This window comes from Paenibacillus sp. CAU 1782 (genome assembly GCF_054551715.1).
The window spans coordinates 349,129-373,849 of record NZ_JBTOLL010000002.1 but is presented as its reverse complement, the minus strand read 5'-3'; the positions used below and the strand labels follow the sequence as shown (position 1 = coordinate 373,849).

20 protein-coding genes, 1 pseudogene and 1 riboswitch are annotated in these 24,721 nt (G+C 51.6%); of the genes and pseudogenes, 17 read left to right on the top strand and 4 right to left on the bottom strand.

Annotated elements, in window-relative coordinates; translation table 11 throughout:
• Window positions 1-197: 197 nt before the first annotated feature.
• The 6 genes from ACX93W_RS10670 (at window position 198) to sufB (ending at window position 6,061) form a co-directional block, all read left to right on the top strand.
• On the top strand, window positions 198-785 hold the full coding sequence (locus tag ACX93W_RS10670) for a DUF1802 family protein (RefSeq protein ID WP_459392342.1): 588 nt from the start codon (window positions 198-200) through the stop codon (window positions 783-785).
• 86 nt (window positions 786-871) lie between these two features.
• Window positions 872-1,651: a Fe-S cluster assembly ATPase SufC gene (gene sufC / locus ACX93W_RS10665; protein WP_459392341.1), complete on the top strand. Its 780-nt coding sequence runs from the start codon at window positions 872-874 to the stop codon at window positions 1,649-1,651.
• 20 nt (window positions 1,652-1,671) lie between these two features.
• Entirely contained in the window at window positions 1,672-2,979 is a 1,308-nt protein-coding gene (gene sufD, locus ACX93W_RS10660) for a Fe-S cluster assembly protein SufD (RefSeq protein ID WP_459392340.1), read from the top strand.
• On the top strand, window positions 2,976-4,202 hold the full coding sequence (locus tag ACX93W_RS10655; protein ID WP_459392339.1) for a cysteine desulfurase: 1,227 nt from the start codon (window positions 2,976-2,978) through the stop codon (window positions 4,200-4,202). Before sufD ends, ACX93W_RS10655 begins: the two co-directional genes overlap by 4 nt.
• Window positions 4,189-4,617, top strand: a complete 429-nt coding sequence (gene sufU, locus ACX93W_RS10650) for a Fe-S cluster assembly sulfur transfer protein SufU (protein WP_459392338.1) — start codon at window positions 4,189-4,191, stop codon at window positions 4,615-4,617. Before ACX93W_RS10655 ends, sufU begins: the two co-directional genes overlap by 14 nt.
• 46 nt (window positions 4,618-4,663) lie before the next feature.
• Window positions 4,664-6,061, top strand: a complete 1,398-nt coding sequence (gene sufB / locus ACX93W_RS10645) for a Fe-S cluster assembly protein SufB (protein ID WP_459392337.1) — start codon at window positions 4,664-4,666, stop codon at window positions 6,059-6,061.
• A gap of 770 nt (window positions 6,062-6,831) precedes the next feature.
• Here sufB and ACX93W_RS10640 read toward each other — a convergent pair.
• From ACX93W_RS10640 to ACX93W_RS10630, 3 genes are all read right to left on the bottom strand, one after another.
• On the bottom strand, window positions 6,832-7,893 hold the full coding sequence (locus tag ACX93W_RS10640) for an HD-GYP domain-containing protein (RefSeq protein ID WP_459392336.1): 1,062 nt from the start codon (window positions 7,891-7,893) through the stop codon (window positions 6,832-6,834).
• Between the two features lie 125 nt (window positions 7,894-8,018).
• A complete protein-coding gene (locus ACX93W_RS10635) occupies window positions 8,019-9,050 on the bottom strand; it encodes a ThiF family adenylyltransferase (RefSeq protein ID WP_459392335.1) in 1,032 nt (343 codons plus the stop codon).
• 17 nt (window positions 9,051-9,067) lie between these two features.
• Window positions 9,068-9,823: a molybdenum cofactor biosynthesis protein gene (locus ACX93W_RS10630; protein ID WP_459392334.1), complete on the bottom strand. Its 756-nt coding sequence runs from the start codon at window positions 9,821-9,823 to the stop codon at window positions 9,068-9,070.
• 108 nt (window positions 9,824-9,931) lie between these two features.
• On the opposite strand from ACX93W_RS10630, the gene moaA reads away from it, so the two are divergent.
• From moaA to ACX93W_RS10575, 11 genes and pseudogenes are all read left to right on the top strand, one after another.
• Window positions 9,932-10,933 (top strand): GTP 3',8-cyclase MoaA, encoded by a 1,002-nt coding sequence (moaA, locus tag ACX93W_RS10625; RefSeq protein WP_459392333.1) that lies wholly within the window; start codon window positions 9,932-9,934, stop codon window positions 10,931-10,933.
• 41 nt (window positions 10,934-10,974) lie between these two features.
• A complete protein-coding gene (locus tag ACX93W_RS10620) occupies window positions 10,975-12,411 on the top strand; it encodes a bifunctional metallophosphatase/5'-nucleotidase (protein WP_459392332.1) in 1,437 nt (478 codons plus the stop codon).
• Between the two features lie 186 nt (window positions 12,412-12,597).
• The gene (locus ACX93W_RS10615) at window positions 12,598-13,716 is read left to right on the top strand and encodes an HD-GYP domain-containing protein (RefSeq protein ID WP_459392331.1); all 1,119 of its coding nucleotides are present in this window, start codon (window positions 12,598-12,600) and stop codon (window positions 13,714-13,716) included.
• Window positions 13,717-13,891: 175 nt separating this feature from the next.
• Window positions 13,892-15,040: a radical SAM/CxCxxxxC motif protein YfkAB gene (gene yfkAB / locus ACX93W_RS10610; protein ID WP_459392379.1), complete on the top strand. Its 1,149-nt coding sequence runs from the start codon at window positions 13,892-13,894 to the stop codon at window positions 15,038-15,040.
• Between the two features lie 183 nt (window positions 15,041-15,223).
• Entirely contained in the window at window positions 15,224-16,255 is a 1,032-nt protein-coding gene (gene ytvI, locus ACX93W_RS10605; protein ID WP_459392330.1) for a sporulation integral membrane protein YtvI, read from the top strand.
• A 44-nt stretch (window positions 16,256-16,299) separates the two neighbouring features.
• A riboswitch (TPP riboswitch) is annotated at window positions 16,300-16,403 on the top strand.
• Window positions 16,404-16,601: 198 nt separating this feature from the next.
• Entirely contained in the window at window positions 16,602-18,365 is a 1,764-nt protein-coding gene (thiC, locus tag ACX93W_RS10600) for a phosphomethylpyrimidine synthase ThiC (protein ID WP_459392329.1), read from the top strand.
• Complete coding sequence (locus ACX93W_RS10595) at window positions 18,358-19,569, top strand: ThiF family adenylyltransferase (protein WP_459392328.1); 1,212 nt, start codon at window positions 18,358-18,360, stop codon at window positions 19,567-19,569. The genes thiC and ACX93W_RS10595 overlap by 8 nt, the downstream gene beginning before the upstream one ends.
• A gap of 103 nt (window positions 19,570-19,672) precedes the next feature.
• The gene (gene thiE, locus ACX93W_RS10590) at window positions 19,673-20,521 is read left to right on the top strand and encodes a thiamine phosphate synthase (protein ID WP_459392327.1); all 849 of its coding nucleotides are present in this window, start codon (window positions 19,673-19,675) and stop codon (window positions 20,519-20,521) included.
• Between the two features lie 86 nt (window positions 20,522-20,607).
• Window positions 20,608-21,381: pseudogene (locus ACX93W_RS10585) on the top strand (thiazole synthase); the annotation flags it as partial.
• Window positions 21,382-21,539: 158 nt separating this feature from the next.
• Window positions 21,540-22,694 carry a glycine oxidase ThiO gene (gene thiO, locus ACX93W_RS10580; RefSeq protein ID WP_459392326.1) on the top strand — a complete coding sequence of 385 codons (1,155 nt, stop codon included), beginning with the start codon at window positions 21,540-21,542 and terminating at the stop codon, window positions 22,692-22,694.
• A 91-nt stretch (window positions 22,695-22,785) separates the two neighbouring features.
• Window positions 22,786-23,514, top strand: coding sequence for a GT-D fold domain-containing glycosyltransferase (locus tag ACX93W_RS10575; protein WP_459392325.1), 729 nt, complete (start codon window positions 22,786-22,788; stop codon window positions 23,512-23,514).
• A 161-nt stretch (window positions 23,515-23,675) separates the two neighbouring features.
• On the opposite strand, the gene ACX93W_RS10570 is transcribed toward ACX93W_RS10575, so the two are convergent.
• Window positions 23,676-24,692 (bottom strand): beta-ketoacyl-ACP synthase 3, encoded by a 1,017-nt coding sequence (locus tag ACX93W_RS10570; protein ID WP_459392324.1) that lies wholly within the window; start codon window positions 24,690-24,692, stop codon window positions 23,676-23,678.
• Window positions 24,693-24,721 lie beyond the last annotated feature (29 nt).

Below are 24,721 nucleotides of genomic sequence, written 5' to 3'. Positions count from 1 at the left end.
CGGAAAGGCGGTGAAAGATGCCCTTAAGAGAGATTGAAGACACCCCCTAGTATAATGGATATTAATAAGTGATGGAATACCCCTGAAAGGTTGTTCAAAAAGTCCCAAAACGTAATGTATCGTACCGACACTTTCAGTTGACTTCTGGTTGGGTTTTTTCCAAAATAGAAGAAACGAAACCAATGGGGGACAAGGTGATGAGCGTAGAGGACAATGGGCAGCCTGTCGCATTGAAGGAATGGGCTGTATCGGTTAAGGCTTTGCAGGAAGGCAAACAAATCATTGTAATGCGTAAAGGCGGAATAATTGAAGAAACGCGTGACTTTCGCCTGCTTAGCCACAGTTTTTATCTCATGCCGGCGTATGAGCATCAACGGAAGGATCTGCTGAAGCCGCCATATCGCGACGACATGGATGAGACGTTAAGGGATTGGTCGCCGGAGATGGACACCATGACGTTGTCGGCTTATGCCGAAGTCAGCGACGATATCGAAATTAGGGATCAGGAGACGCTGGACCGACTGAGGGAATTTCATATTTGGAACGATACGTTCGCCGAGGAGCGGTTAAAGTGGAAGCGCAAAAATCCCCTTCATTTGCTCATTCTGAAAGTGTATGCCCTTGATCAACCCCTTACAATTCCTATGAAACCGGCGTATACGGGATGCAAATCTTGGGTAAGGCTGGAGGATGAGGTATCCCGCAGAGAGCTGACTCAGGTGGTGCCGGAGTCGAAATTTGTGGAGGAAAGAGACAGAATCAGAAGGGCTTGCATTGATTTATAACAAAAACTATATTAAAATGATTATTGAGAATCATTGAGAATCAGAAATTGTAAAATGAAAAACAACCGTGGAGGGATATGCATATTATGGCAACGCATTTTGTCATCGATGGTCTGAAAGCAGAAATCGAAGGAAAAGAAATTTTGAAGGGCATTAACCTGGAAATCAAGGGCGGGGAAATCCATGCGATCATGGGTCCTAACGGTACAGGCAAAAGTACGCTGGCATCCGCATTGATGGGACATCCTAAATATGAAGTGACCGAAGGAGCGGCTACGCTGGACGGCGAAGACCTGCTGGAGATGGAAGTGGACGAAAGAGCGCGCGCCGGCCTGTTCCTGGCGATGCAATATCCAAGCGAAATTCCAGGCGTAACAAACTCCGACTTCCTGCGGAGCGCAATTAACGCTCGTCGTGAAGAAGGCAGCGAAATTTCCCTTATCCGCTTCATCCGCCAAATGGAAGGCAAGATGAAGGAACTGGAGATGAATCCGGAGTTCGCGCACCGTTACCTGAACGAAGGTTTCTCCGGCGGCGAGAAAAAACGTAACGAAATCCTGCAAATGATGCTGCTGGATCCAAAAATCGTCGTGCTTGACGAAATCGATTCCGGTCTTGACATCGATGCATTGCGCATTGTTGCAAACGGCGTTAACGCTATGCGTTCCGAGGACCGTGGGTTCCTGATCATTACACACTATCAGCGTTTGTTGAACTATATCACTCCTGATTTTGTCCATGTCATGATGCAAGGCCGCATCGTTAAATCCGGCGGACCGGAGCTTGCGCAACGCCTTGAGAACGAAGGTTATGACTGGGTGAAGGAAGAACTGGGCATCGTTGACGAAACCGTCGGCCAGTCTTAATACGGGAGGAGGCAGATAACATGAGTACACAATTGACGACTCCAACCGACCGCAGCTCCGCAGAGGCGCTGGCGCGGAGCAAAGGGGAGCCGGAATGGCTCGTCAAGCTTCGCGGCGAAGCCGCGGAACTAGCCGGCGAACTGGCATGGCCAAAGCCGGAGAAGGTTCGGATCGAACGCTGGAATTTAACGGCGGTTGGCAGCTACGCTGAGTCCGCTCCTGCGGCATCCCTGGCGGAACTGCCGGAGGCTATCGGCTCGTTGGTAGCGGAAGGAACGGAAAATCTGGTTATTCAGCGTAACTCCGGCGCTATATGGCGCGGCCTTTCTCAGGAGCTGTCGGCCAAAGGCGTTATTTTCACGGATCTGGAAACAGCTTGCAAGGAACATGGAGATCTGGTTCAGCAATATTTGTTCCAAGCCGTGAAGAAGGACGAGGACAAGCTGACCGCATTAAATGCGGCAATCTGGAATGGCGGCGTATTCCTGTACGTGCCTAAAAACGTGGAAGTGGAAGTGCCGCTTCAAGCGATTCTTTACAATGATAATGAAGCAGCGACGTTTGCCCCGCATATTGTGATTGTTGCCGAAAGCAACAGCCGCGTCACCTATGTTGATTGCGTCGTAACGGATAAAGCAGCGGTTTCGTCTCCGTTTGTGCATCCATCCGTCGTTGAAGTGTTTGCGAAATCCGGCGCGCTTGTACGCTTCGGCTCCATTCATTCTCTTGGCTCGGCCGGCGTCGACATGACATTCCGCCGTGCGGTTGTAGAAAATGACGGACGCGTGGAATGGATCATCGGCGATTTGAATGACGGCAATACGTTGTCGGACACCAAATCCATTATGAAGGGCCAAGGCTCGACTTCCGATGTCAAGGTTATCAGCGTAGGCAATAACGCGCAGCAGATGAGCTTGACTACGCAAGCGGTCCATTTTGGCAAAAGCTCGGACAGCAACATGATTACACGCGCGGTGATGAAGGATTCCGCTTCGGCGATCATCAACGGCATTACCAAAATTGAACATGGCGCAACTAAAGCCAACGGCGTTCAGACTGAAAAAGTTCTGATGCTGAGCCCGAAAGCGCGCGGCGACGCCAATCCTATTCTGTTGATCGACGAAGACGATGTAACAGCGGGACACGCGGCAAGCGTTGGCCAAGTTAACCCTGAACAGGTCTATTATCTTCGCTCTCGCGGAATAAGCAAGCAGGATGCTGAACGATTGATCATCTACGGATTCCTGGCCCCTGTTGTATCGGAAATTTCGGTCGAGGCGGTCCGGACCCAGCTTCAGCAGTTGCTGGAAAGGAAGCTTGAGGGATGAATATACATGCAGTAAGGGAACAATTCCCGATACTGCATCAAGAGGTAAACGGGCATCCGCTCGTTTACCTGGATAGCGCGGCGTCTTCCCAGAAGCCGCGTTCCGTCATTGATGCGGTAAGACGTTATTACGAGTTGGACAATGCCAATGTTCACCGTGGCGTGCATACGCTTGGTTCCCGCGCGACGGACGCGTATGAGGGGGCCCGCGAAAAGGTAGCTGCATTTCTAAATGCGGAATCGCCGGAGCAAATTATTTTTACCCGGGGAACAACAACCGCCCTTAATTTGGTCGCTAGCGGCTATGCACGCACCGTTTGCGGCGAAGGCGACGAAATCGTCATTACGCCGATGGAGCATCACAGCAATCTGATTCCTTGGCAGCAAGCCGCAAAAGCGACTGGCGCTACGCTGAAATATATTCCGCTGCAGCAGGACGGAACGTTGTCGTTGGAGGACGTGGAAAAAACCATCACTCCTCGCACCAAGGTTGTTTCGGTAACTTATGTTTCCAATGTGCTTGGCGTGGTCAACCCTATTAAAGCCATTGCTGAAATCGCGCATCGCGCAGGAGCCGTTATGGTGGTTGACGGCGCGCAAAGCACGCCGCATAAACGGGTTGACGTACAGGACCTGGGAGCTGACTTTTACGCATTCTCCGGCCACAAAATGTGCGGTCCGACGGGCATAGGCGCCCTGTACGGAAAACGTTCGCTGCTGGAGAATATGGAGCCGATCGAATTTGGCGGCGAAATGATCGATTTTGTCGAGTTGTACGACTCTACCTGGAAGGATATCCCTTATCGTTTTGAGGGAGGGACTCCGGTCATTGCTGGCGCCGTTGGTCTTGCTGCCGCAATCGATTTTCTGGAGAGCGTTGGATTGGATGAAATCGAACGCCACGAAAGACATCTGGCTGCATACGCTTATGAGCGTTTGTCCACAATCGACGGGCTCGAAATCTACGGCCCTAAAGAAAACAGGGTTGGATTGGTCACCTTTAATTTGGGCGACGTTCATCCTCATGATGTGGCAACCGTGCTGGATTCCAAGGGCATTGCCATCCGGGCGGGGCATCATTGCTGCCAGCCGCTGATGCGTTGGCTGAATGTTTCCGCTACGGCACGCGCAAGCTTTTATTTATACAATACCGAAAGTGACGTTGATCACTTAACCGATGCGCTAATCCAAACAAAGGAGTTCTTCGGTCATGCAATTGGATGATTTGTATCGCAGAGTCATTATGGATCACTACAAAAATCCGCGAAACCGGGGCACGATGGATGAGGGAGCGGTTACGATCAATCTCAATAATCCCACTTGCGGCGATCGCATTTCGCTGCAGCTTCAGGTGGAAAACGATGTAGTGACAGATGCCAAATATACGGGCGAAGGCTGTTCCATCAGCATGAGCTCCGCATCTATGATGACGGAGGCTGTCAAAGGAAGAAGCTTTCAGGAAGCTTTGGAAATGGCGGAACGTTTCTCTTCCCTGATGAAAGGCGTAGACGTGGAGTTTCAAGAGAACGAAGATATCGAGGCATTGTCCGGCGTCAACAAGTTCCCGGCGAGAATCAAATGCGCCACGCTTGCCTGGAACGCCTTGCGCAAGGGCATCGAGAACGAAGCTAAGAACTAAAGAGCGAGTTCAACAACCTCTTAAAAGTTAAAGGAGCGTGAACACCATGGCAAAATCGATGCCGGAAATGGAAGAATATAAATACGGTTTTCGCGACGAGCATAAAGCGATTTTTCAATCGGGTAAAGGTTTGACACCTGAAATTGTTCGCACAATTTCCGAAATGAAAAACGAGCCGGAGTGGATGCTTGAATTCCGTCTCAAATCGCTGGAGCAATTCAACAAAATGCCGAATCCGAATTGGGGCGGCGACCTGAATGATCTGGACTTCAACGACATCCAGTATTACGTCAAGCCTTCCGAGAAGCAAGGCAAAACGTGGGAAGAGGTTCCTCAAGAAATCAAGGAAACCTTCGACAAGCTGGGCATTCCGGAAGCGGAGCAAAAGTTCCTTGCTGGCGTATCCGCTCAATATGAATCCGAGGTTGTTTACCATAGCATGCAGGAGGACCTGGAGAAACAAGGGGTTATCTTTACGGATACCGACACCGCTCTCCGCGAATACCCTGAGCTGATGAAAGAATACTTCGGCACAATTATTCCTCCTACGGACAACAAGTTTGCAGCTCTGAACAGTGCAGTTTGGTCCGGTGGATCCTTTATTTATGTACCAAAAGGCGTGCAATGCGAAATTCCTCTGCAAGCGTATTTCCGGATCAACTCCGAAAATATGGGACAATTCGAGCGTACGCTTATCATTGCGGACGAAGGCAGCTCGGTTCACTACGTTGAAGGCTGTACCGCTCCAATCTACAGCACAAACTCGCTGCATAGCGCGGTAGTTGAAATCCTGTGTAAAAAGGATTCCCGCGTTCGTTATACTACGATTCAAAACTGGGCGCCAAACATCTACAACCTCGTTACCAAACGTGCCGTTGCAGACGAAAATGCGACCATGGAATGGATCGACGGCAATATCGGCTCCAAGCTGACCATGAAATACCCGGCGGTTGTATTGCGCGGCCGCGGCGCTAAAGGCATGGTATTGTCCATTGCTGTTGCAGGCAAAGGTCAACATCAAGACGCCGGCGCAAAAATGACGCACCTGGCTCCGGACACAAGCTCCACAATCGTGTCCAAGTCGATCAGCAAACACGGCGGCAAAGTAACGTACCGCGGTCTGGCATCCTTCGGACGCAACTCCGACGGCGCTAAAGCCAACATCAAATGCGATACGTTGATTCTGGATAACCAGTCCACGTCGGATACGATTCCGTATAACGAAATCCTTAACGACAACATTACGCTGGAGCATGAAGCTACGGTTTCCAAGGTGTCCGAAGACCAGCTCTTCTACCTGATGAGCCGTGGTTTGAGTGAAGACGATGCTACGCAAATGATCGTTATGGGCTTTATCGAGCCGTTCACCAAAGAACTGCCGATGGAATATGCGGTCGAAATGAACAGATTGATCAAATTCGAAATGGAAGGCAGTATCGGCTAACCTTGCGGCCATATTTGCCACCTTTCAACAAATTACGTATTTTTGTAGAGGACGAGTGCATCGTTCTCTACTTTTTTTTGTATTTGCAGAATTTGGCGTTTTACATACGCAGAATGCCTTATCAAAATAAACTAGCATAATCATTTACGGCGCAACCTTATCATCAGCGTTTGATTTCACTAAGCATGAGTGTTAAACACTGAAAAAGGTGACCTTTTTTAAAAAATGGACATTGATGGCTGCCTTTTGCCCGCCTAGCGGTCGCCTACGACTGCCTTTTGCCCGCCTAGCGGTCGCCTACGGCTACTTTTGCCCGCCTAGCGGTCACCGATGGCCGTTAGAGCCCCAAATGGAGGCATTTGCTTCAGCTAACGGTCATCCGTGTCCTTTAGAGTCACAAAAGCCGCGTTTCGGGGATGAATGTTAGCTTTAACGGTCATGGATGACCTTTAAAAATGGACATTGCATCAAAACAGGGCTCTAACGGTCATGGATGTCCATAGCATGCAGCTAGCTTCCGGCTCTGACACTTCACAAAGACGCCGCGTACCAATTATTTTTTTCTGTACAAACGAATACTTATGCTGCTGGAATAAAGGGCACTTTATTAAACGAACAGAGTTCGTTGTTTTCGATAAAATACTAAGCTTCAGCGTAGATGAGTACGTAAACGCAAATGAAGAATAAATTTTTATAACAAATAACCCGTCCGGCCTGTGCCTGACGGGTTTCTAGCATTTATTCTAAATAAAACACGGATGAACGAAACTCTACAAAAACACCTGCTTGATCTCGTATTCGCGCTCGATGCTCATATCGATGAAGTGTTCGCCGATTTGAACTAGCGGGCGGAAAAATTCGGTTGGATGGGTCATAATAATGATGCCCATCTCTTCATTGTTAAGCAACACATTTTTACCGATAAAATTGGGAATCATGTGACGGATAAATGCATGGGTCGTCACCGGATCAAGCTCGGTAAAGCTGAGCCTGTACAATTCGCGGAGCACGTACAGAAGGTCGCGCTCTTTTTGATAGACGCGCGCGGATATCATGGCGCTGTAGATATCCACAACAGCCACGATTCTGGCATAGGGATGAATCTCGTCACCCTGCAAGGCATGGGGATACCCGCTGCCATCCATACGCTCATGGTGCTGCAGCGCGGTCAGAGCCAAATCCTCATCCTGATACGATTCCATAATGATATCATGACCATATATCGTATGGCGTTTAACTTCGTCGAATTCATCGGTAGACAGCTTGTCAGGCTTGTTTAGTATAACGTCTTTGATTTTGGATTTGCCAATATCATGGAGAAACCCGGCTCGTCCGATCTTGGTGGACTCTTCCGGCGAATAATCCAGCCAAGTTGCCAGATAGTAAGATAACATGCCGACCTGTACGGAATGTTGGTATGTATATTCATCTTGCGTATTCAACAGCAGCAGCATCGACACGACATCCCGTTCCAGCTGCAAATTGTTAAGCAGTGGATGAAGAACAGCGTCTACAGCAGCGGCGTCGACAGTTCCCTGATCAAGCGCGCTAGAAAAAAGTTGCTGGATTGTTTTGACTGCGTTTTCATATATAGGCTGAACGGTAGGAAGCCATTTTGGATTTACCGTTGATTCCAACGTCCGTTGTAATGGCTCCGGGCTTATCGAAATTCGTTCTTCTATATCAATAAAATCAATCTGATGCTGAATCAATCGCGAGATTTCGGTTTTGGTAATTAGGGTTCCCTTGGAGAGCACATGCAGCCCATAATGGTTAAAAACATCATTGCTTAACCGGTCTCCGTCCAATAAATCCGATACATGAATCCTCATAGAGACACCTCAAAATCCCTTAGTATGCTCCTCAAGTAGCAGGAATAGGCGTGTATATTAGCATTTACCATTATATAGTAGCAATCTAATTGCCAAATGACAATATGAGAAGGACACAAATGATACTAAATACCCAGACATTCAGCATAAATATATCTTGCTCTTGCTAAATCTTCAATTCCTTGAATAATAGCCCGGCCATCCCGGAATAAAACAAAGGACAAATTTCCTGGCAGCTCTACCTTGAGCAGGAAACGATTTAACGTAACCGCGCCACTGGAGGATAGGCGATCTGCCATTGCTCCCAAGTCTAACTCCATTGGACTTGCCGGAGTCAGGTGTACGGATTGGCGTCCGCAAAGCGCTGCAGCGGCGGGAGCGGCATCGTTGTTGTCCAGATAGGGAAACTTCCGTTTGCCGCAGCAAGGACAATCCTCCCTGCGAGCCTTGGCAATCGCCATCGGCATCCAGCCGTTCCGCCACATGTCGATCTGAAGCAGCCCGCCATGCAAGGCGTCCGTATTGCCGGTGAGCAGCTTGATCGCCTCCATGGACTGAAGGGAGCCGATCATGTCCACAACGGGAGAGAGAATACCTGCCGTTTCACAGGTATCTGCCGTGCCAGGAGCTGGCGCCGATGGAAACAGACAAACATAACACGGCGTTTTGCCGGGCAGGACGGTCATCGTCATGCCGTTGGAGCCTGTAGCTCCTCCATAAATCCACGGGATATTATGTTTTACGCAGAAATCATTGATCAAATAACGGATGGCAAAATTATCGCTGCCGTCCACGACGAGATCAACGCCGCCCAGCAATTCCTCTACATTGGATGCCGTTACGTCGGATACATGAGCTTCCAACTGGATGGTGCTGTTGATACTTCGCAAACGCTCGGCAGCGGCTTCGGCTTTGGGCATCATGTCAGTTGCGTCTTTTTCGGTATAAAGCATCTGGCGCTGCAAATTGGTCCAGTCTACGTAATCTCTGTCGATGACGCGCACATAGCCCACGCCGGATCGGACAATATGTTGCGCGATGACCGAACCAAGGGCGCCAAGGCCGACGATGGCGACTTTTGAAGCCCCCAGCTTGCTTTGGCCGGAATTGCCAATTGCTCCAAAACGGATTTGCCGGGCATAACGGGATTGTTCCATGTGATAGGGTCCTCCCTTTATGCTTGCTGGGGCGGAGCGACCGGATTCCAGGGACCTTGCTGATGTCCCTTCCATTCCGAGCCGTCCTCCCAAATTTCTTTTTTCCAAATGGGTACGATTTGCTTCAAGCGTTCTATCGCATACCGGCTGGCATCGTAACATGCTTCCCGGTGCGGAGCCGAAACTGCAATAACGACGCTGGTTTCCGTCAGTTCAACTTTTCCGATCCGATGGCTAATTGCGCATTTTGCCCCGGGCCACCGTTCGGCAATTTCGTCGCCGATTTGCTTCATCGTAACAATGGCCATTGGCGCGTAGGCTTCATATTCCAGATGAACCGTCCGTTGACCATGCGTCCATTCCCGGGTCGTGCCCACAAACGCGATCGCGGCACCATGCTCTGCAACAATCACCTTTTCAAGCACCTCGTCGGAGCCGATAGGGTCCGACGTAATAATAAAAAGCTCCGCTTTTTCGTAGCTATTGACGGTTTCCTCAAGGTGATCGCCGGGCGAAGGTTGTCCGCCGGATACCGGCGGCAGGAGCGCCAACTCGTCATTAGCTGACAAGGTTTCCCCGTCATTCGCATAAGCATGATTTCGCGCTACAAAAGCGGATTCAAGTACCGCCAGATGCTGGGGCCATGTCTCGGCGATTGCTTTTTTTAACTCGCCGGCAGTCATGGTCGGAGCTTCGTTTTCGATAGTGATTTCAGATGCGCCGAAACGTTCTGGAAGTCCGGCAAAGAGCTTTATTTTCCAAGTGTTAATCATTATGTTTTTACCTTTCGGGATGGTGATTTGGGATGGATATAGAATACCATAAAACTTAAAATAATGTTATGCTGTAGGGAACTGAATTTGACGAAATGGAGGCGCGGCATGAACTCGTTAATCGACCGGTTTGGACGGCGGCATGACTATTTGCGGATATCGGTAACAGACCGGTGCAACTTGCGGTGCCTCTACTGCATGCCTGAGGAGGGCGTGCAATTTGCGGATTCCGATACCCTTTTAAGCTATGACGATATTGTGAAGGTTGTAGAAGAAGGCGCGAGACTTGGCATTTCCAAGCTGAGAATCACCGGAGGGGAACCTTTGGTGCGTCCCGATTTGCCGCAACTGATCGCCCGATTGTCCCGTATTCCGGGCATTCAGGATATTGCATTAACGACCAATGGCATCTTTCTCGCCAAATATGCGGAAGCGCTGCGTATTGCCGGTCTCAAACGGGTTAATATCAGTCTGGATACGCTTGACCCTGCCAGATTCCGTTTTATTGCGTGGCGCGGTGATTTGGCAAAAGTGATGGAGGGTATTGAAGCCGCAGCAGCAGCCGGCTTTTCGCCCATTAAATTAAATTGTGTGTTGCTGAAGGGCGTTAACGAAGACGAAATTCCGAAATTTTTGAAGCTTGCGCATGAAAAACCATTACATGTGCGTTTTATCGAATATATGCCGATTGGCCATGCCGACGAAAACTGGCGTAATCACTATCTGCCCCTGTCCACCGTACTGGAGATAGCGGAACGGGAAGGATATGTCATTGCCCGCAAGGAAAAAGTAACCGGGAATGGCCCTTCGGACGATTGGGAGCTTGAAGGGGGAACGGGGTCTTTTGGCCTGATACACCCCATCAGCGATCATTTCTGCAAAAATTGCAATCGGCTGCGGCTGACTGCCGACGGCATGATAAAGCCTTGTCTCTATTGGGTGGATGAGCTGAACGTAAAGGAAGCCATGAATAAGCCCGGAGGATTGAGAGAGCTTTATTACCGTGCCATGGATATAAAACCGGAAAATCATGAAATGGCCGCCAAGCTGGCGGAGGAGGCATTGTCCCACACGCCGACGGAACGGCGGATGTCGCAGATAGGCGGCTGACAGTGCATAGATGTTACAAAGACGGAGAGGCTGGGATCAAGTTGGCAAAGGAAATAGAGACGGCTGTTGTGCTGCTTCACAGCAATGACATTCACAGCCGGCTGGAAAACGCCGCCCGCATAGCCTCCATTATAGAGGAAGAAAAAGGGCTGTGGGGCGCGGACAGAGTGCTTGCGGTGGATTGCGGCGACCATATGGACAGGATGAGGCTGGAGACGGAAGGAAGCGGCGGAGAGGTGAATATCAGGCTTCTGGAGGAAGCCGGGTATGAAGCTGTGACGCTGGGCAATAACGAAGGGTTGACTTATTCGATCCATGAACTGGAGCAACGTTTTGCGGACAGCGCCGGCTTTGCCGTTATTTGCGCAAATATGAAGCTGGAGCCTGATGGCGATAGTCCAAGCTGGCTTAAACCAAGCACAGTCATTGTCAAAAATGGCCTGCGGTTTGGCGTTATTGCGGCAACGGCGGATTATAGACCGTTCTACAAGCTGCTGGGCTGGCAATCGTCCGATCCTCTGGAAGCGATCGCGGCGGAAGTCCAAAAGCTCCGAAGCAAATGCGATACGATCGTTGTATTATCCCATCTGGGTCTGCTGAACGACCGCAAAATGGCGGAGGAAATCGACGGAATCGATCTGATTCTGGGTGGACATACGCATCATCTTCTTCAAGAGCCGGAAATGATTAACGGTACGGCAGTATGCGCCGCCGGAAAATTCGGAGAGCATGTTGGACGAATTGAAATCGGACGTAGGACGGAGGACGGCAGCCTTGTTTACTCATGCTCTGTCATCCCGACAGCTGCATATGCAGAAAATCCGGAAGCGTCATCCATCATCTCCCGTTACCGCATAAGCGCAGGCAAGCAATTAAGCCGTATTATTGCTACTTTGGAAGAGGCTTTGCCCGCCAGTGCGGACCGCGAAACGCCGCTGCCCAACCTGCTTGCGGCGGGAATCCGGCGCTGGACTAACGCGGAGGTTAGCCTGGTCAATAACGGCCAGCTGCTTGGCGGCTTGGCTATTGGCGATGCAACGGCAGGCGATTTGCATGCCTTATGCCCTTCGCCGATCAATCCCTGCGTCATGAAGCTGTACGGCAGTCATATCCGGACCGCTCTGGAGCAGAGTCTGCTTCCGGAATTTTACGATATGCCGCTGAAGGGTTACGGTTTTCGTGGGAAGGTGTTGGGCATGCTTGCCGTTGACGGCATGGAAATTGATTATGACCCCGCGAAACCGCCGATGGAAAAGCTGACAAAGGTTCTGATTGGCGGCCAGCCAATGGAAGATAGCAGGCAATACACGGTGGGAAGCCTCGACATGTTCAGCTTTCGGATAGGGTACGAAAGTTTAGCTGAGGGAGAGGACTATCAATTTTTCCTTCCTGAATTTATTCGGGACGTGCTGGAACGGGAGCTATGCGATAAATCCGCGTTGCAGTTGTGCAAAAAGAAACGTTGGAACCGGATGTAGCCTGCTGCTCCAAACGACATCTTTCCGATGATAATAATGGGGTGTAAATAGGTCGGAATGACGTATTATGTCGAATAAAAGCATGAAAATGGTTGCGAAATGACGCATTTTGACGTAAATTAACATTATGAGCGGCTTTTTCCGATACTTTTATATACAAGGCCACAGACGGAGAGGACCGAAAAAATGCGATTGCTACCTGTTTCGCAATGCAAACCAGGCATGAGGCTGGCCAAAAAAATATTTTCCGAAGAAGGCATCGTTCTTCTTGCTGAGCATATGGAGCTGTCTACCCGTCTGATTACAAGGCTGGAGCAATGCGGCGTCCAATATGTTTATATTGAAGATTCCAGGACTGACGATATAAATCCTCCTACCCTCATTACGGAGGAAACCTTCCGTATGGCGATTAAGGAGATTCGCACTAATTTCCGTAATTTAATGGAGCGCCCCAAAGCGAAAAAAGGCGTTTCGTATCCCTATATCGCGGCTCCGTTCAAACAAATGATGAACCATATTATCGATGATTTGTCCAATCACCAGGATGCCATGATCATGCTGATGAATATGGGCACAGTGGATCATTATTTATTCCAGCACTCGCTAAACGTTTGTGTCTATACGACATTGCTGGGCATGTCAAACGGATATACCCGCGATGAAGTCGTGACGCTTGGCATGGGCGCGCTGCTGCATGATATCGGCAAAACTCAAATATCGACCAACGTTTTGAAAAAGCCGGGTTCGCTTTCCGTTGACGAATTCGAGCTGATGAAACGTCATGCCCAATTGGGATTTGAACTGCTCAAGGATGAGCCCAATATGCCGCTGCTTGTGGCCCATTGTGCTTTCCAGCATCATGAGCGGCTTGACGGCAGCGGTTATCCCCGCGGCATTGCCGGCAAAGAAATTCATGATTACGCTAAATGGATTGGTCTTGTAGACTCGTATGACGCTATGACGACCAATCGCGTTTACCGCGCGCCGATGCTGCCGCATCAGGCGATGGAGAGGCTTTACGCTGGATCGGGCACCTTGTACGAGCAGCATATGCTTCAGCAATTCAGGGATAAAGTCGCGATTTATCCCATCGGCATTTCGGTAACGCTGCATACATGCGAACGCGGGGTTGTTGTGGACTACAACAATAGTTATCCGCATCGTCCCATTGTGCGTGTCTTGTATAACGAAGCTGGCGAGGAACTGGCCGTGCCTTACGAAATCGATCTATCGAAGCAGTTGACTGTTATGATCGTTGGCGTTAATGACGACGTGACCGACACCCAGCTTGTTTCCGGAATATGACGAGGAGCATCTGAACGGGGCCGAAAGGCCTCTTTTTGCTGTCAAAAAGGCATGGCAGGCAGCTTCTATTTCAACATTATCATTTGCTTACTCCAGTATCGAGGATTACAATGAAGAAACAAAGAATAGTAATAATAACATGAACCTCTAAAAGATAGGATGATTAAGACAGGTGCTGAACAGAATAGAAGTACAACCCGAAACCTTGTCCCCGAACCGGGCATACCGGGAGCTTTCCCCCATCAACGACCCTTGGGACCCCATTGGTTCCCTTGTCAAATACGGCGAGCACCGCTTAACAAGCGTTGAAATGACGGTATCCAACTTGTGCAATATGCGTTGCGAGCATTGCGCGGTTGGCGATACGCTGGTTATGCTGGAGCCGTCCAAGCTGCCGCTTGACCTGATGTTGTCCCGGCTGGAAGAGGTCGAGCATTTGGAGACCATCAGCATTACGGGAGGAGAACCTACTTTTTCGGATCGAACCGTCGATGAATATATGGTTCCCCTTCTGAAGTGGGCTCGAAAGAGAGGAATTCGCTCGCAGATCAATTCCAACGTAACGCTTCCCTACAACCGCTACGAGAAGCTTGCTCCTTACCTGGACGTTATGCATATTTCCTTCAATTACAGAAATGCGGACGATTTTCACAGCATCGGTTTTGCCAAAGCGGGACATGCCGTTTCCCGGGATACGGCTGCGCGGATGTACGAAAGAATGATCGACAACGCAAGAAGGCTTGTTGGGGAAGGCGTTTTGGTCTCCGCAGAGTCGATGATCAATTACCGTACCCATGAGCAAATAGATGAAATTCATCGCTTGATCGTCGAGATGGGCTGTCAGCGCCACGAGGTCCATCCCATGTATCCAAGCTCGTTTGCCCGAGATTTGCCCATGATTACCAAGGAGCAGATGCGCGCGGCTATTGAAAAGCTGCTGAATGTGCGCGACCAGTCGGTGTGGATGCTGTTTGGCACGCTTCCTTTTTATCATTGCAGCGACAGCAAGGAGGAGCGAGATCTGCTGAAGCGGCTGGCTGCCGAACCTAAAGTGTCGGTACGGAATGATCCTGACGGGCGCAATCGGTTAAATGTCAATTTATTTACGGGCGATGTGTTTGTTACCGATTTTGCGGATGTGCCGTCCTTTGGCAATATAAACGACTCCGATCTGGATGAATTGTTCGCCCGCTGGCTCCGTCACCCGTTGGCGCAAGGCGTCAACTGTCATTGCCCCGCCGCTTCCTGCTGCGGACCAAACCTGCTCGTCAAGGAAATGTATTATAGCGATGTGGACTTTCACAAGCGCAGCGCAAAAATTTGAATGTCGTGCGTGTTCAAAAAGAGCGCTTTTCAGTACCGAGAGGATGGGATGAAGCCAGAAAGTGAGTAGCGGAGCTTAGTGTAAGCTATGTGAGCAACTCCAATGTTTCCAGAGGAAACATCCTTCGTAAGCGTGCGCTTATTTCGGCTGAATTTGAAAAACCTTTAATAGGAGGCGGGATGGATGTCGGTACGGGCAATTGTGCTGACCGCAGTTGGGCTTTTGCTGATTTATTTGATGTTTACGGTCGGCGCTCCTTTTTTGCTTGCGCTGATTGTGGCCATTTTTCTGGAGCCGCTAAACGGCTTTTTTATGCGCCGCTTCCGGTTAAACCGCTTGATGGCCGCAACGTTGTCCAGCACCTTGTTTACCGTGGCGCTGCTTGGAATGATTGTGCTGCTTGGCATCAAAATCATTGCCGAGCTGATCGCGTTTCTGGAGAGGGTGCCCAACTACTTTGGCGATGCCAACAACTTCGTGAATCAGCTGCTGATCGATGCCCGGGGTTTGTATCAAACCTTGCCGCCTGACGCCGTGGAAACGCTGGAAGGCTACCTGCTGGATCTGACCAAAAATATTACCTCCATGGTTGGCAAGCTTTCCTCAACGCTGGTTGGTTTTGCATCTACGCTTCCGGGGATGTTTATCTTTTTTATCGTTTTCCTGGTTGCCGTGTATATGTTCAGCTTCAGCTTAAACACAATGAAAAACTCCGTTTTATCGTTGTTCGATGAGTCCTCCCGCTCCCAGGTGGATCAGGTATTGGGCAATTTGCGCAAATCGATATTCGGCTTTCTGCGCTCCCAGATCATTTTGAGCGGATTGACTTACGTTCTGTCGCTTGTTGGCCTGCTTATTCTGGATATCAAATTCCCGATGGCGATCGCATTGTTGATTATCATCGTGGATATTTTGCCTATACTGGGAACCGGCTCCGTGCTGGTGCCTTGGGCATCTTATTTGTTGCTTACCGGGGATACGTTTACGGGAATAGGCTTGATTGTGCTGTTCCTTGTCATCACGGTGTTCAGACGAATTGTCGAGCCAAAGGTATTGGGCGATTCCATCGGAATTGGCGCTTTGCCGGCATTAATCAGCCTATACGTCGGCTTCAAGCTGGTTGGCGTTATCGGGGTGTTTATTGGCCCGGTCGTCGTCATTATTTACATTGCTGCCAAGCAGGCGGGATTGTTCCAGCACAAAATCAAGCTTTAGTAAAGGTTGACAGAAGTTTGGAAATGAAGGTATAGTCTAACAAGGAAATCCACTAGGGGCGCCGCAAGGCTGAGATAAAGCGAATTGCTTTGGTCCCTTTGAACCTGATCTGGGTCATGCCAGCGTAGGAAAGTGGGACAATCGAACGCGCCGCAGGCGTTGTTCGTCCATAAGGCTGTTGCGATTAAGGCGAAGGTCTGTTTTGTTTTTGCGGATGGGGATTCTATATCCCGGCAAAAGCATGGCTGCACCGTTTTGCGTCCAAGCTGCTTTCAGCCCTACTTTCTCATATGTTGCATAGACCTCCAGGTGGAATTCCAATATTCCATTGCGGAGGTTTTTTGTTATGTCCATTCTTTCAAACCCGTTGCCAGGCAGTACAAAAGTGTATGTAAAAGGCTCCGACCCCAGCATATCGGTGCCGATGAGGGAAATTGCCCTGACGGCCACCCAAGGACGGAACGGGGAGGAAATTCCCAACGAGCCGGTGCGCGTTTACGACTCCAGCGGCCCATATACCGACCCCGGTTATGTCGCGGATGTGAGGTCGGGATTGCCCCCGCTGAGAACTCCTTGGATAGCGCAGCGCAGAGACGCCGAAGCGTACGAAGGACGGGAGGTAAAGCCGGAGGACAATGGATTTTCATCGCCAGAGCGTGTCAAGGAAAAAGGGGCTGAGGTATTTCCTTCCCAAGGCCGCAAGCCGCTTAAAGCGCTAAGCGGCGGAAATGTATCGCAGCTTTATTACGCTCGTCGCGGAATCATCACGGCCGAGATGGAGTATATTGCGATCCGCGAGGGCATGAATCCCGAGTATGTGCGATCCGAGGTTGCTGCGGGACGTGCCGTCATTCCGGCCAATATTAACCATCCGGAATGCGAGCCGATGATCATTGGGCGGAATTTTCATGTAAAAATCAATGCCAATATCGGCAATTCCGCCGTCGCCAGCTCCATCGAGGAAGAGGTTGAAAAAATGACCTGGGCAACACGCTGGGGCGCCGATACGATTATGGACTTGTCCACCGGCAAAAACATCCATACAACCCGGGAATGGATTGTCCGCAATTCGCCCGTTCCGGTCGGCACCGTGCCCATTTATCAGGCGCTGGAGAAGGTTAACGGCAAAGCGGAGGATCTGAGCTGGGACGTTTTCCGCGATACGCTGATCGAGCAGGCGGAGCAAGGCGTCGATTATTTTACGATCCATGCAGGGGTGCTGCTTCGGCATATCCCCCTTACGGCAAAAAGGGTAACGGGCATTGTGTCGAGAGGCGGCTCCATCATGGCGGCCTGGTGCCTTGCCCATCACAAGGAAAATTTTCTGTACACGCATTTCGAGGAGATTTGCCTCATCATGAAGCAATACGATGTCACCTTCTCCCTGGGAGACGGCCTGAGGCCGGGTTCAATCGCCGATGCCAACGACGAAGCGCAATTCGCGGAGCTGGATGCGCTGGGCGAGTTGACCAAAATCGCTTGGCATCATGACGTGCAGGTGATGATCGAAGGTCCCGGACACGTTCCCATGCATCTCATCAAAGAAAATATGGACCGTCAGCTGGCGGTATGCGACGAAGCGCCTTTTTACACATTGGGGCCGCTGACGACGGATATTGCGCCGGGTTACGACCACATTACATCCGCTATCGGGGCGGCGATGATCGGCTGGTTCGGCACGGCTATGCTTTGTTACGTAACGCCCAAGGAGCATCTGGGCTTGCCGAACAAAGAAGATGTCAAGGAAGGGGTCATTACGTACAAAATCGCGGCGCATGCGGCGGATCTCGCCAAAGGGCATCCACGGGCAAAAATCCGCGATGACGCGTTGTCCAAAGCCCGGTTTGAGTTTCGCTGGCGCGATCAGTTCCATCTGTCGCTGGACCCGGAGAGGGCGATGGCTTATCACGACGAAACGCTGCCGTCGGAAGCGGCAAAGTCGGCCCACTTCTGCTCCATGTGCGGCCCCAAGTTTTGCAGCATGCGAATAACGCAGGACATTCGAGACTATGCGGCGCAAAACGGGCTGGACACGCAAGAGGCGATCGAATCCGGCTTGAAGCAAAAAGCGGAGGACTTTAAGGCGGCGGGGAGCTCCATCTATGCGTGACGCAACCTCCGGTGTGCGTGAAGCAAACTCAAGCCAATTGGAATGGCCGGATCGCTATTCGCGCCAGGTTGCTTTTGCGCCTATCGGGACAAGGGGACAGCGCCGGCTGGGATCTTCGACGGTGTTGATCGTCGGCTGCGGGGCGTTAGGCGCAAGTCTCGCCCAGCATATGGTTCGAGCCGGTGTCGGGCGGGTTGTGATTGCGGACCGCGATTACATTGAACCCAGCAATCTGCAGCGTCAGGTGCTGTTTGACGAATCCGACGCGCGGGCGGCTTTGCCCAAGGCTGCGGCCGCAGCCGATAAATTAAAGCGGATCAACAGCGACATTCAAATCGAGGCCCATGTGACGCATGTGGGGATAGATAATGTCTGGGCATTGGCGGAAGGCGCCGATCTTGTGCTGGACGGCACGGATAACGCAGGAACAAGGCTGTTGCTAAGCGATGTATGCTTCCAATCAGGCATTCCTTTTGCTTACGGCGGAGTCGTTGGATCTACGGGGATGAGCGCGCTGCTCCTGCCTGGCACAACCGCCTGTCTCCGCTGCCTTATTGGCGGTGAAGAGGCGGCGGGAGAGACGGAGAGCTGCGATACGGCAGGGGTGCTGTCGCCCGCTGTTGAATTTGTCGCTTCGCTTCAAGCAGCCGAAGCGCTTAAATGGCTTTCCGGCAATGGGTCGCAGGCGAGAAAAACCTGGCTGTCCGCTGATTTGTGGAGCTTCCGCCTAAGGGAAGCCGATTTGCCGGGTCCTTCGGCGGGATGCCTGCATTGCGCTCCTGGGCGAACCTGGCAGCAACCGGAGGGATGGGATGGACGGAGCGACTTTCGCGTTGCGGGACATGTGCCGCCCGTTGTGTTGTGCGGCAGAAATTCGGTTCAGGTGACGCTGGGGGCATCTCCCTCCATAGAGCAGGCCGAAGCCGCGCTGGAAGCAAACCTCTCCATGGAGCATGTCCAAACTGCAGGGGATGCAGTCATTCCCTTGGAGCAGGGGCAGACTTCAAGGGCTGAAGGTGGCGGCTGCAAGCTGATTCGCAACCGCTATTTGCTGAAAGCGGAATGGCGGAATGGCGAAACCCTGGTTTATTTTCCGGATGGCAGGGTTTTGGTTCAAGGCACAACGGATATCGACCGGGCGCTGGAGCTGTGCAAGATGCTGTACAGCCAAGAGAGCCTTGCCCAAAAGAGCCATAAGCACTAGAAACTCAAAAGATTTTTGCTCAATAGCTCCGTACCCTATAAATCCGTTCCTAATAGGAACGATAGAATCTTGCGTTAGTAGTGGGCTGAAAGGAGGACGGGTCATGTTTGCAAAAGAAATTTGGCGGGATTTCCGCCTATATGTCATCACGGCGGCGGATTGTCATCCTGGCAGAGAGCTCATTCAGGTGATGGAGCAGACTCTGATCGGAGGCGCTGATATTCTGCAGCTTCGCAATAAGACGGGGACCAAAAGAGAGGTAATGGAGCAGGCAAAGGCGCTGCGGGAGCTGACAAGCAAATACGGCGTTCCATTTATCGTGAACGATCATCCAGATATTGCATTGGAGGCGAAAGCCGACGGCGTTCATCTGGGGCAGGAGGACATGCCCATCTCGGAAGCAAGGGAGCGTCTCGGCCGGGACAAAATCATTGGCATTTCAACGCACTGCGTGGAGCAAGCGCTGGCGGCGGAGGCGGCGGGAGCGGATTATATCGGCGCTGGCCCGGTATTTCCAACACGGACAAAGCCGGATCGCGAAGCGGTTACGACGGAATATATCCGGCAGGCTGCCGGAGCGGTGTCCGTTCCGGTCGTGGCGATCGGGGGCATTACGCCTGATAATGCCATAGCGGTGCTGGCGGCGGGAGCGAAACGGCTATGCGCGGTTTCGGCCATCGTCGGCAGCGAAGATCCGGCGGAGGTGTGCCTGGCATTGAGAAAATCCATCGCTGCGGCCGGAGGGTGGAATCAGATCCGCATTACGCTGAACGGAATGGAGCATCACACGTCTGCGTCCCGACTGGACGAACTGGTCCATTTCCTTGGGCAGGGGGCAAAAAGGCTTGTGGCGGAATTGGACGGAACTGTGGTTCCGCGCAATCAATGGGCAAGAACCACCTTGATCCAAGGGGCAAAGCTTGAGCTGATTCATTTTGTGGGAGGAGGATAACGATGGCGGAGAACATAAGAAACCAGTTAAGGAATCCGGTTAAGGATCAACTGCCCGATCAGCCAGGCAGCTGCTTGCCCCATCCGTTGAGTCAACCTCCATCCGAGGAATGGCGGGACTCCTTGTTGCTGGGCGGGCAGCAGCTGCAATCACGTTTTTTACTGGGAACGGGCCGGTTCCCCAGTCCCTGGGTGCTGCAGGAGGCGCTGAAGGCGTCGGGGGCGGAGGTTATTACGTTTGCGGTTCGAAGGGTCAACCTTGACAGCGTGGAGGACGATTCCGTGCTTCAGCATGTAACGGGGCGCAGCTTAACCTATTTGCCCAATACGTCCGGGTCCAGAACGGCGGAAGAAGCCGTGCGTATTGCAAGGCTTGCCCGCGCGTCGGGGCTGGGCAACTGGATCAAGGTTGAAATCAGCGGGAATCCAAGGACGCTTCTGCCAGATCCTTTCGAGACGCTAAAAGCGACCGAGTTGCTGGCGAAGGAAGGGTTTGTTGTGCTCAGTTATACTTCCGACGATCCGATTCTATGCAAGCGGCTGGAGGAAGCCGGAGCAGCCGCTGTTATGCCCGGCGGTTCGCCGATCGGGACTGGCCTGGGATTGCTCAATCCTTACAACCTGGGCCTGATTGTGGAAGAAGCCAACGTTCCCGTTATTGTCGACGCAGGCATCGGCTCGCCAAGGGATGCGGCAGAGGCGATGGAATTGGGAGCGGCGGCTGTTTTGGCGAATACGCCCGTTGCGAAAGCGACTGATCCCGTCACAATGGCCAAGGCGTTCCGCCTTGCGATTGAAGCGGGGCGTTTGGCGAGAATGGCGGGACGGATACCGAAAAAAAGATATGCTTCAGCAAGCAGCATGGAAAGCGGGTTGCTCTTTGATGCAAACTACCCGCCAAACAGCTTGGAGATGATCGCTCCAAGTGAAAATTCGCCCAGCATATATGCGCCAAACGTCAAGATGCAAGGCATGCAAACGATAAATACCTTAGCGGTAAATTCGGAGGGAACGGGACAGTGAGCGCTCTATCCAGTGACACAATTGTACTCGGCGGCGGCATCATCGGATTATCCTGTGCTTTTGAAGCGGCTCGCCGGGGTCGTCGGGTGACGCTGCTGGAAAGCGGCAATCTTGGCGGTCAGGCATCCGGAGCCGCGGCGGGCATGCTGGCCCCCTTTTCCGAAAATACGGAACAGCCCGACCCGTTTTTCCAGCTGAGTTTGGAGAGCTTGCGGCGTTATCCAGATTGGATTCAGGCTGTCGAAGAGGTGTCCGGCATTAAAGCAGAGCTCATGCACACCGGGAGCCTGTCGGTCATCCAGCATGAGGCGGATTTGCTTCCTGCTCAGGGGCGAGCGGCTTGGCAGAACAAATGGGGAGCGGGAGCGGAGTTGATTCAAGGGAATGCTTTGCGCAATCTGGAGCCGAATTTGTCTCGAGATGTGCAGGGGGCAATCCATATTCCATCGGAGAGTCATGTTTATGCGCCAAAGCTTGTGGAGGGACTTATCACCGCCTGCAGGAAGCTTGGCGACAAGCTGATCGAACATGCCGGAGGGCTGGCAAAGCTGGATCTTCTTCAAGGCGGCGGGGTTACTCTCCGAATGGCGAATCTAGATGAAGACATACATGGTCAATCGTTGCTCGTCTGCTCCGGAGCATGGACAGGCGAGCTGGAGCGATGGCTTGGAATTCGTATTCCCGTCCATCCCATTCGAGGCCAGATTTGTTCGTTCCGGGGCAGCGTGGAGGAGGTTCGGCATATGGTGTTTTCCAGCCAAGCCTATTGGGTTGGCAAACAAAACGGAGAGATCGTCTGCGGAGCCTCGGAGGATGTCGGCGGATTTACGACCGATGTGACGGAGAAGGGGATTTCCCGCCTGACCTCCGCAACGAGCAGCTTTTATCCCTTTTTGAATAACCGGGTCTTGGCGCGGCGTTGGGCCGGCTTGCGGCCTGCGACCAGGGATGGCTATCCTCTTTTGGGCAAAGTGAAGGGAAATAGCGGCGTAATTATGGCGGCTGGCCATTATCGGAACGGCATCTTGCTGAGCCCCGTAACGGCAAAGCTGGTGGTTGACGAATTGGAGGGGCGGGATAACGGCGATATTCTCCATCCATTTTGCCCCAATCGTTTCACGGCAATGCCTCCAGAGAGGCGTGTACATTAAAGGGTAGTAAGGGCAAGGGTCCAAACCGGGAAGCGGGAACGTCATATACTATTCCAGTGAGTGTAGAATCAGAAATTCTGGAGGTGTAAATATGATTTCTCATATTCCCGATAGCGACTTGTTGGACAAGGACGAAATCGTAACGCGCCTGCAGCGCGCTTTGCAGGAGAAAACGCCGTTTTCTTTTGTCAGAATTGGCGATGGAGAAAACTTTGTATTATCCCAGGACTCCGTTTATCCCATGGAAAAAACGCTGGAGCAGCTATGGGTCAAGGAAGCGAACAAAGGCAGAAAAGGCGTCAAGCTGCCCGATCTGGTTTTGCGCGACCGGCTGGTGGAGGCGATCCGTGAGGCGGATATCGTTGGCGTGCTGGCGAAGGACGATCGCGTCATCCGCGCCCATCCTACGCACAAGCGAAACTTAACCAATAGCATCTTCGATTATTTTCAGCTTCAGCCCCCTGTGCTTGCCAATGCGATTGTTAACAGGGACCTGTTGTATCATGCTCCGTTTTGGCAAATGCTTAAGGAACAGGGGACGCGGCTGGCTCTCATTTCCCGCTGGGCAGGCTCCGCCAAGCAGCGGCTGATTCGGCCGCCGTATGAGTTGCAAGTAGCATTTACGCTGCCGTTTGAGCGGTACCTCATGATGGACGATACGCTGAAGATTATGGAAGAGCGGAAGGATGAGTTTGATCTAGCGCTTATATCCTGTGGAGTGAACGCGGTTGTGCTGACCCACGAAATCAAAAAAAGGACGGGAAAAGCCGCCATGGATTTTGGCATCGCTTCGCAGATCATTTCCTCTGTCAAAATATAAGATATGCACAAAGGGTTGTCCGAAAAGTCTGATACGGTGAATAAATATTCAGCAAAACCGGTCCTTCCGGTCCTCTCTGCTGAATATTTATTACTTCCACTTGACTTTTCGGATAGCCCTTTTACTATTTGGTATTGCTTCCCGTGACACGACGGAAAGCTTTATATAGACCAGCGCAGTACAATGCCGGCTTGCGTCAAGCCGCCGCCAAAGCCGTACAGCAGAAGGAGATCGCCCTTGTTAACCGTACCGCTTCGCACGGCTTCACTTAGAGCGAGCGGGATCGAAGCCGCTGATGTATTGCCATAATAGGTAATGCTGGACAAAACCTGCTCCTGCGTAAAACCCGTTCTTTCACACATGGCGTCAATAATGCGCTGGTTAGCGCTATGAGGCACAAACCAGTTGATATCGTTCGGAGTCAGTCCGCTTTTTTTCATTAACGTCTCGATGCCCTGAGTCACCTGGCTCACCGCCCAACGGTAAACTTCGCGGCCGTTTTGTACAATTTTTCCATTGGTTTGAAGCGGTTGTCCATTCAGCGTCGAGGAGAGGTTGCTTAAATACAGATGATGGCCGTTTTGCCCGTCAGTGTGGCTGTGGGCTGCCAGTAATTCACCAAAGCCGTCCGCGGACGTCTCCAGCATAACCGCACCGGCTCCATCGCCAAACAAAATGCAGGTGGTGCGGTCGGTGTAATCCGTTATTTTGGATAAAGCATCGGCTCCAACGATCAGCACTTTCCGGTACAGCCCCGTCAGCAGCAAGCCATTCCCCATCTGCAGCGCAACCGCAAATCCGGCGCAGGCGGCTTGCAAGTCGGCGGAGCCGCATGCCTTGATGCCGTAACGGCTCTGCACCCTCGCGGCCATGCTGGGGAAAACCGTCTCCGGCGTGGAGGTTGCGACCAGAATATAGTCCACGTCCTCCAATGTTGTGCCATACCGTTCGACCATGTCGTCAATGGCTCCAAAAATGAGGTCGCCAACGCCTTCATCGCTTCCCGAGATGCGCCGTTCCAGGATGCCTGTGCGTTGTCTGATCCATTCATCGGAGGTTTCTACCATAGTTTCCAGATGTGCATTGCTCAATATAGTGGACGGTACATAGGATCCGATTGCCGTTATCGTGCTGTTGGATGCCATTTCCTGTTTTTCGGATGGTTGAAAAGAAGTCATGAATAATCACTCTCCTTATTATTAGTACC

Excerpts from the sequence above, each read along its gene's own strand:
- ACX93W_RS10575 (WP_459392325.1), top strand. The coding sequence starts at position 22,786 with ATGATTTCTCATATTCCCGATAGCGACTTGTTGGACAAGGACGAAATC.
- ACX93W_RS10670 (WP_459392342.1), top strand. The coding sequence starts at position 198 with ATGAGCGTAGAGGACAATGGGCAGCCTGTCGCATTGAAGGAATGGGCT.
- ACX93W_RS10635 (WP_459392335.1), bottom strand. The coding sequence starts at position 9,050 with ATGGAACAATCCCGTTATGCCCGGCAAATCCGTTTTGGAGCAATTGGC.
- sufU (WP_459392338.1), top strand. The coding sequence starts at position 4,189 with ATGCAATTGGATGATTTGTATCGCAGAGTCATTATGGATCACTACAAA.
- ACX93W_RS10655 (WP_459392339.1), top strand. The coding sequence starts at position 2,976 with ATGAATATACATGCAGTAAGGGAACAATTCCCGATACTGCATCAAGAG.
- ACX93W_RS10615 (WP_459392331.1), top strand. The coding sequence starts at position 12,598 with ATGCGATTGCTACCTGTTTCGCAATGCAAACCAGGCATGAGGCTGGCC.
- ACX93W_RS10595 (WP_459392328.1), top strand. The coding sequence starts at position 18,358 with ATGCGTGACGCAACCTCCGGTGTGCGTGAAGCAAACTCAAGCCAATTG.
- sufB (WP_459392337.1), top strand. The coding sequence starts at position 4,664 with ATGGCAAAATCGATGCCGGAAATGGAAGAATATAAATACGGTTTTCGC.
- thiC (WP_459392329.1), top strand. The coding sequence starts at position 16,602 with ATGTCCATTCTTTCAAACCCGTTGCCAGGCAGTACAAAAGTGTATGTA.
- ACX93W_RS10630 (WP_459392334.1), bottom strand. The coding sequence starts at position 9,823 with ATGATTAACACTTGGAAAATAAAGCTCTTTGCCGGACTTCCAGAACGT.
- ytvI (WP_459392330.1), top strand. The coding sequence starts at position 15,224 with ATGTCGGTACGGGCAATTGTGCTGACCGCAGTTGGGCTTTTGCTGATT.
- ACX93W_RS10640 (WP_459392336.1), bottom strand. The coding sequence starts at position 7,893 with ATGAGGATTCATGTATCGGATTTATTGGACGGAGACCGGTTAAGCAAT.
- moaA (WP_459392333.1), top strand. The coding sequence starts at position 9,932 with ATGAACTCGTTAATCGACCGGTTTGGACGGCGGCATGACTATTTGCGG.
- sufD (WP_459392340.1), top strand. The coding sequence starts at position 1,672 with ATGAGTACACAATTGACGACTCCAACCGACCGCAGCTCCGCAGAGGCG.
- ACX93W_RS10570 (WP_459392324.1), bottom strand. The coding sequence starts at position 24,692 with ATGACTTCTTTTCAACCATCCGAAAAACAGGAAATGGCATCCAACAGC.
- sufC (WP_459392341.1), top strand. The coding sequence starts at position 872 with ATGGCAACGCATTTTGTCATCGATGGTCTGAAAGCAGAAATCGAAGGA.
- thiE (WP_459392327.1), top strand. The coding sequence starts at position 19,673 with ATGTTTGCAAAAGAAATTTGGCGGGATTTCCGCCTATATGTCATCACG.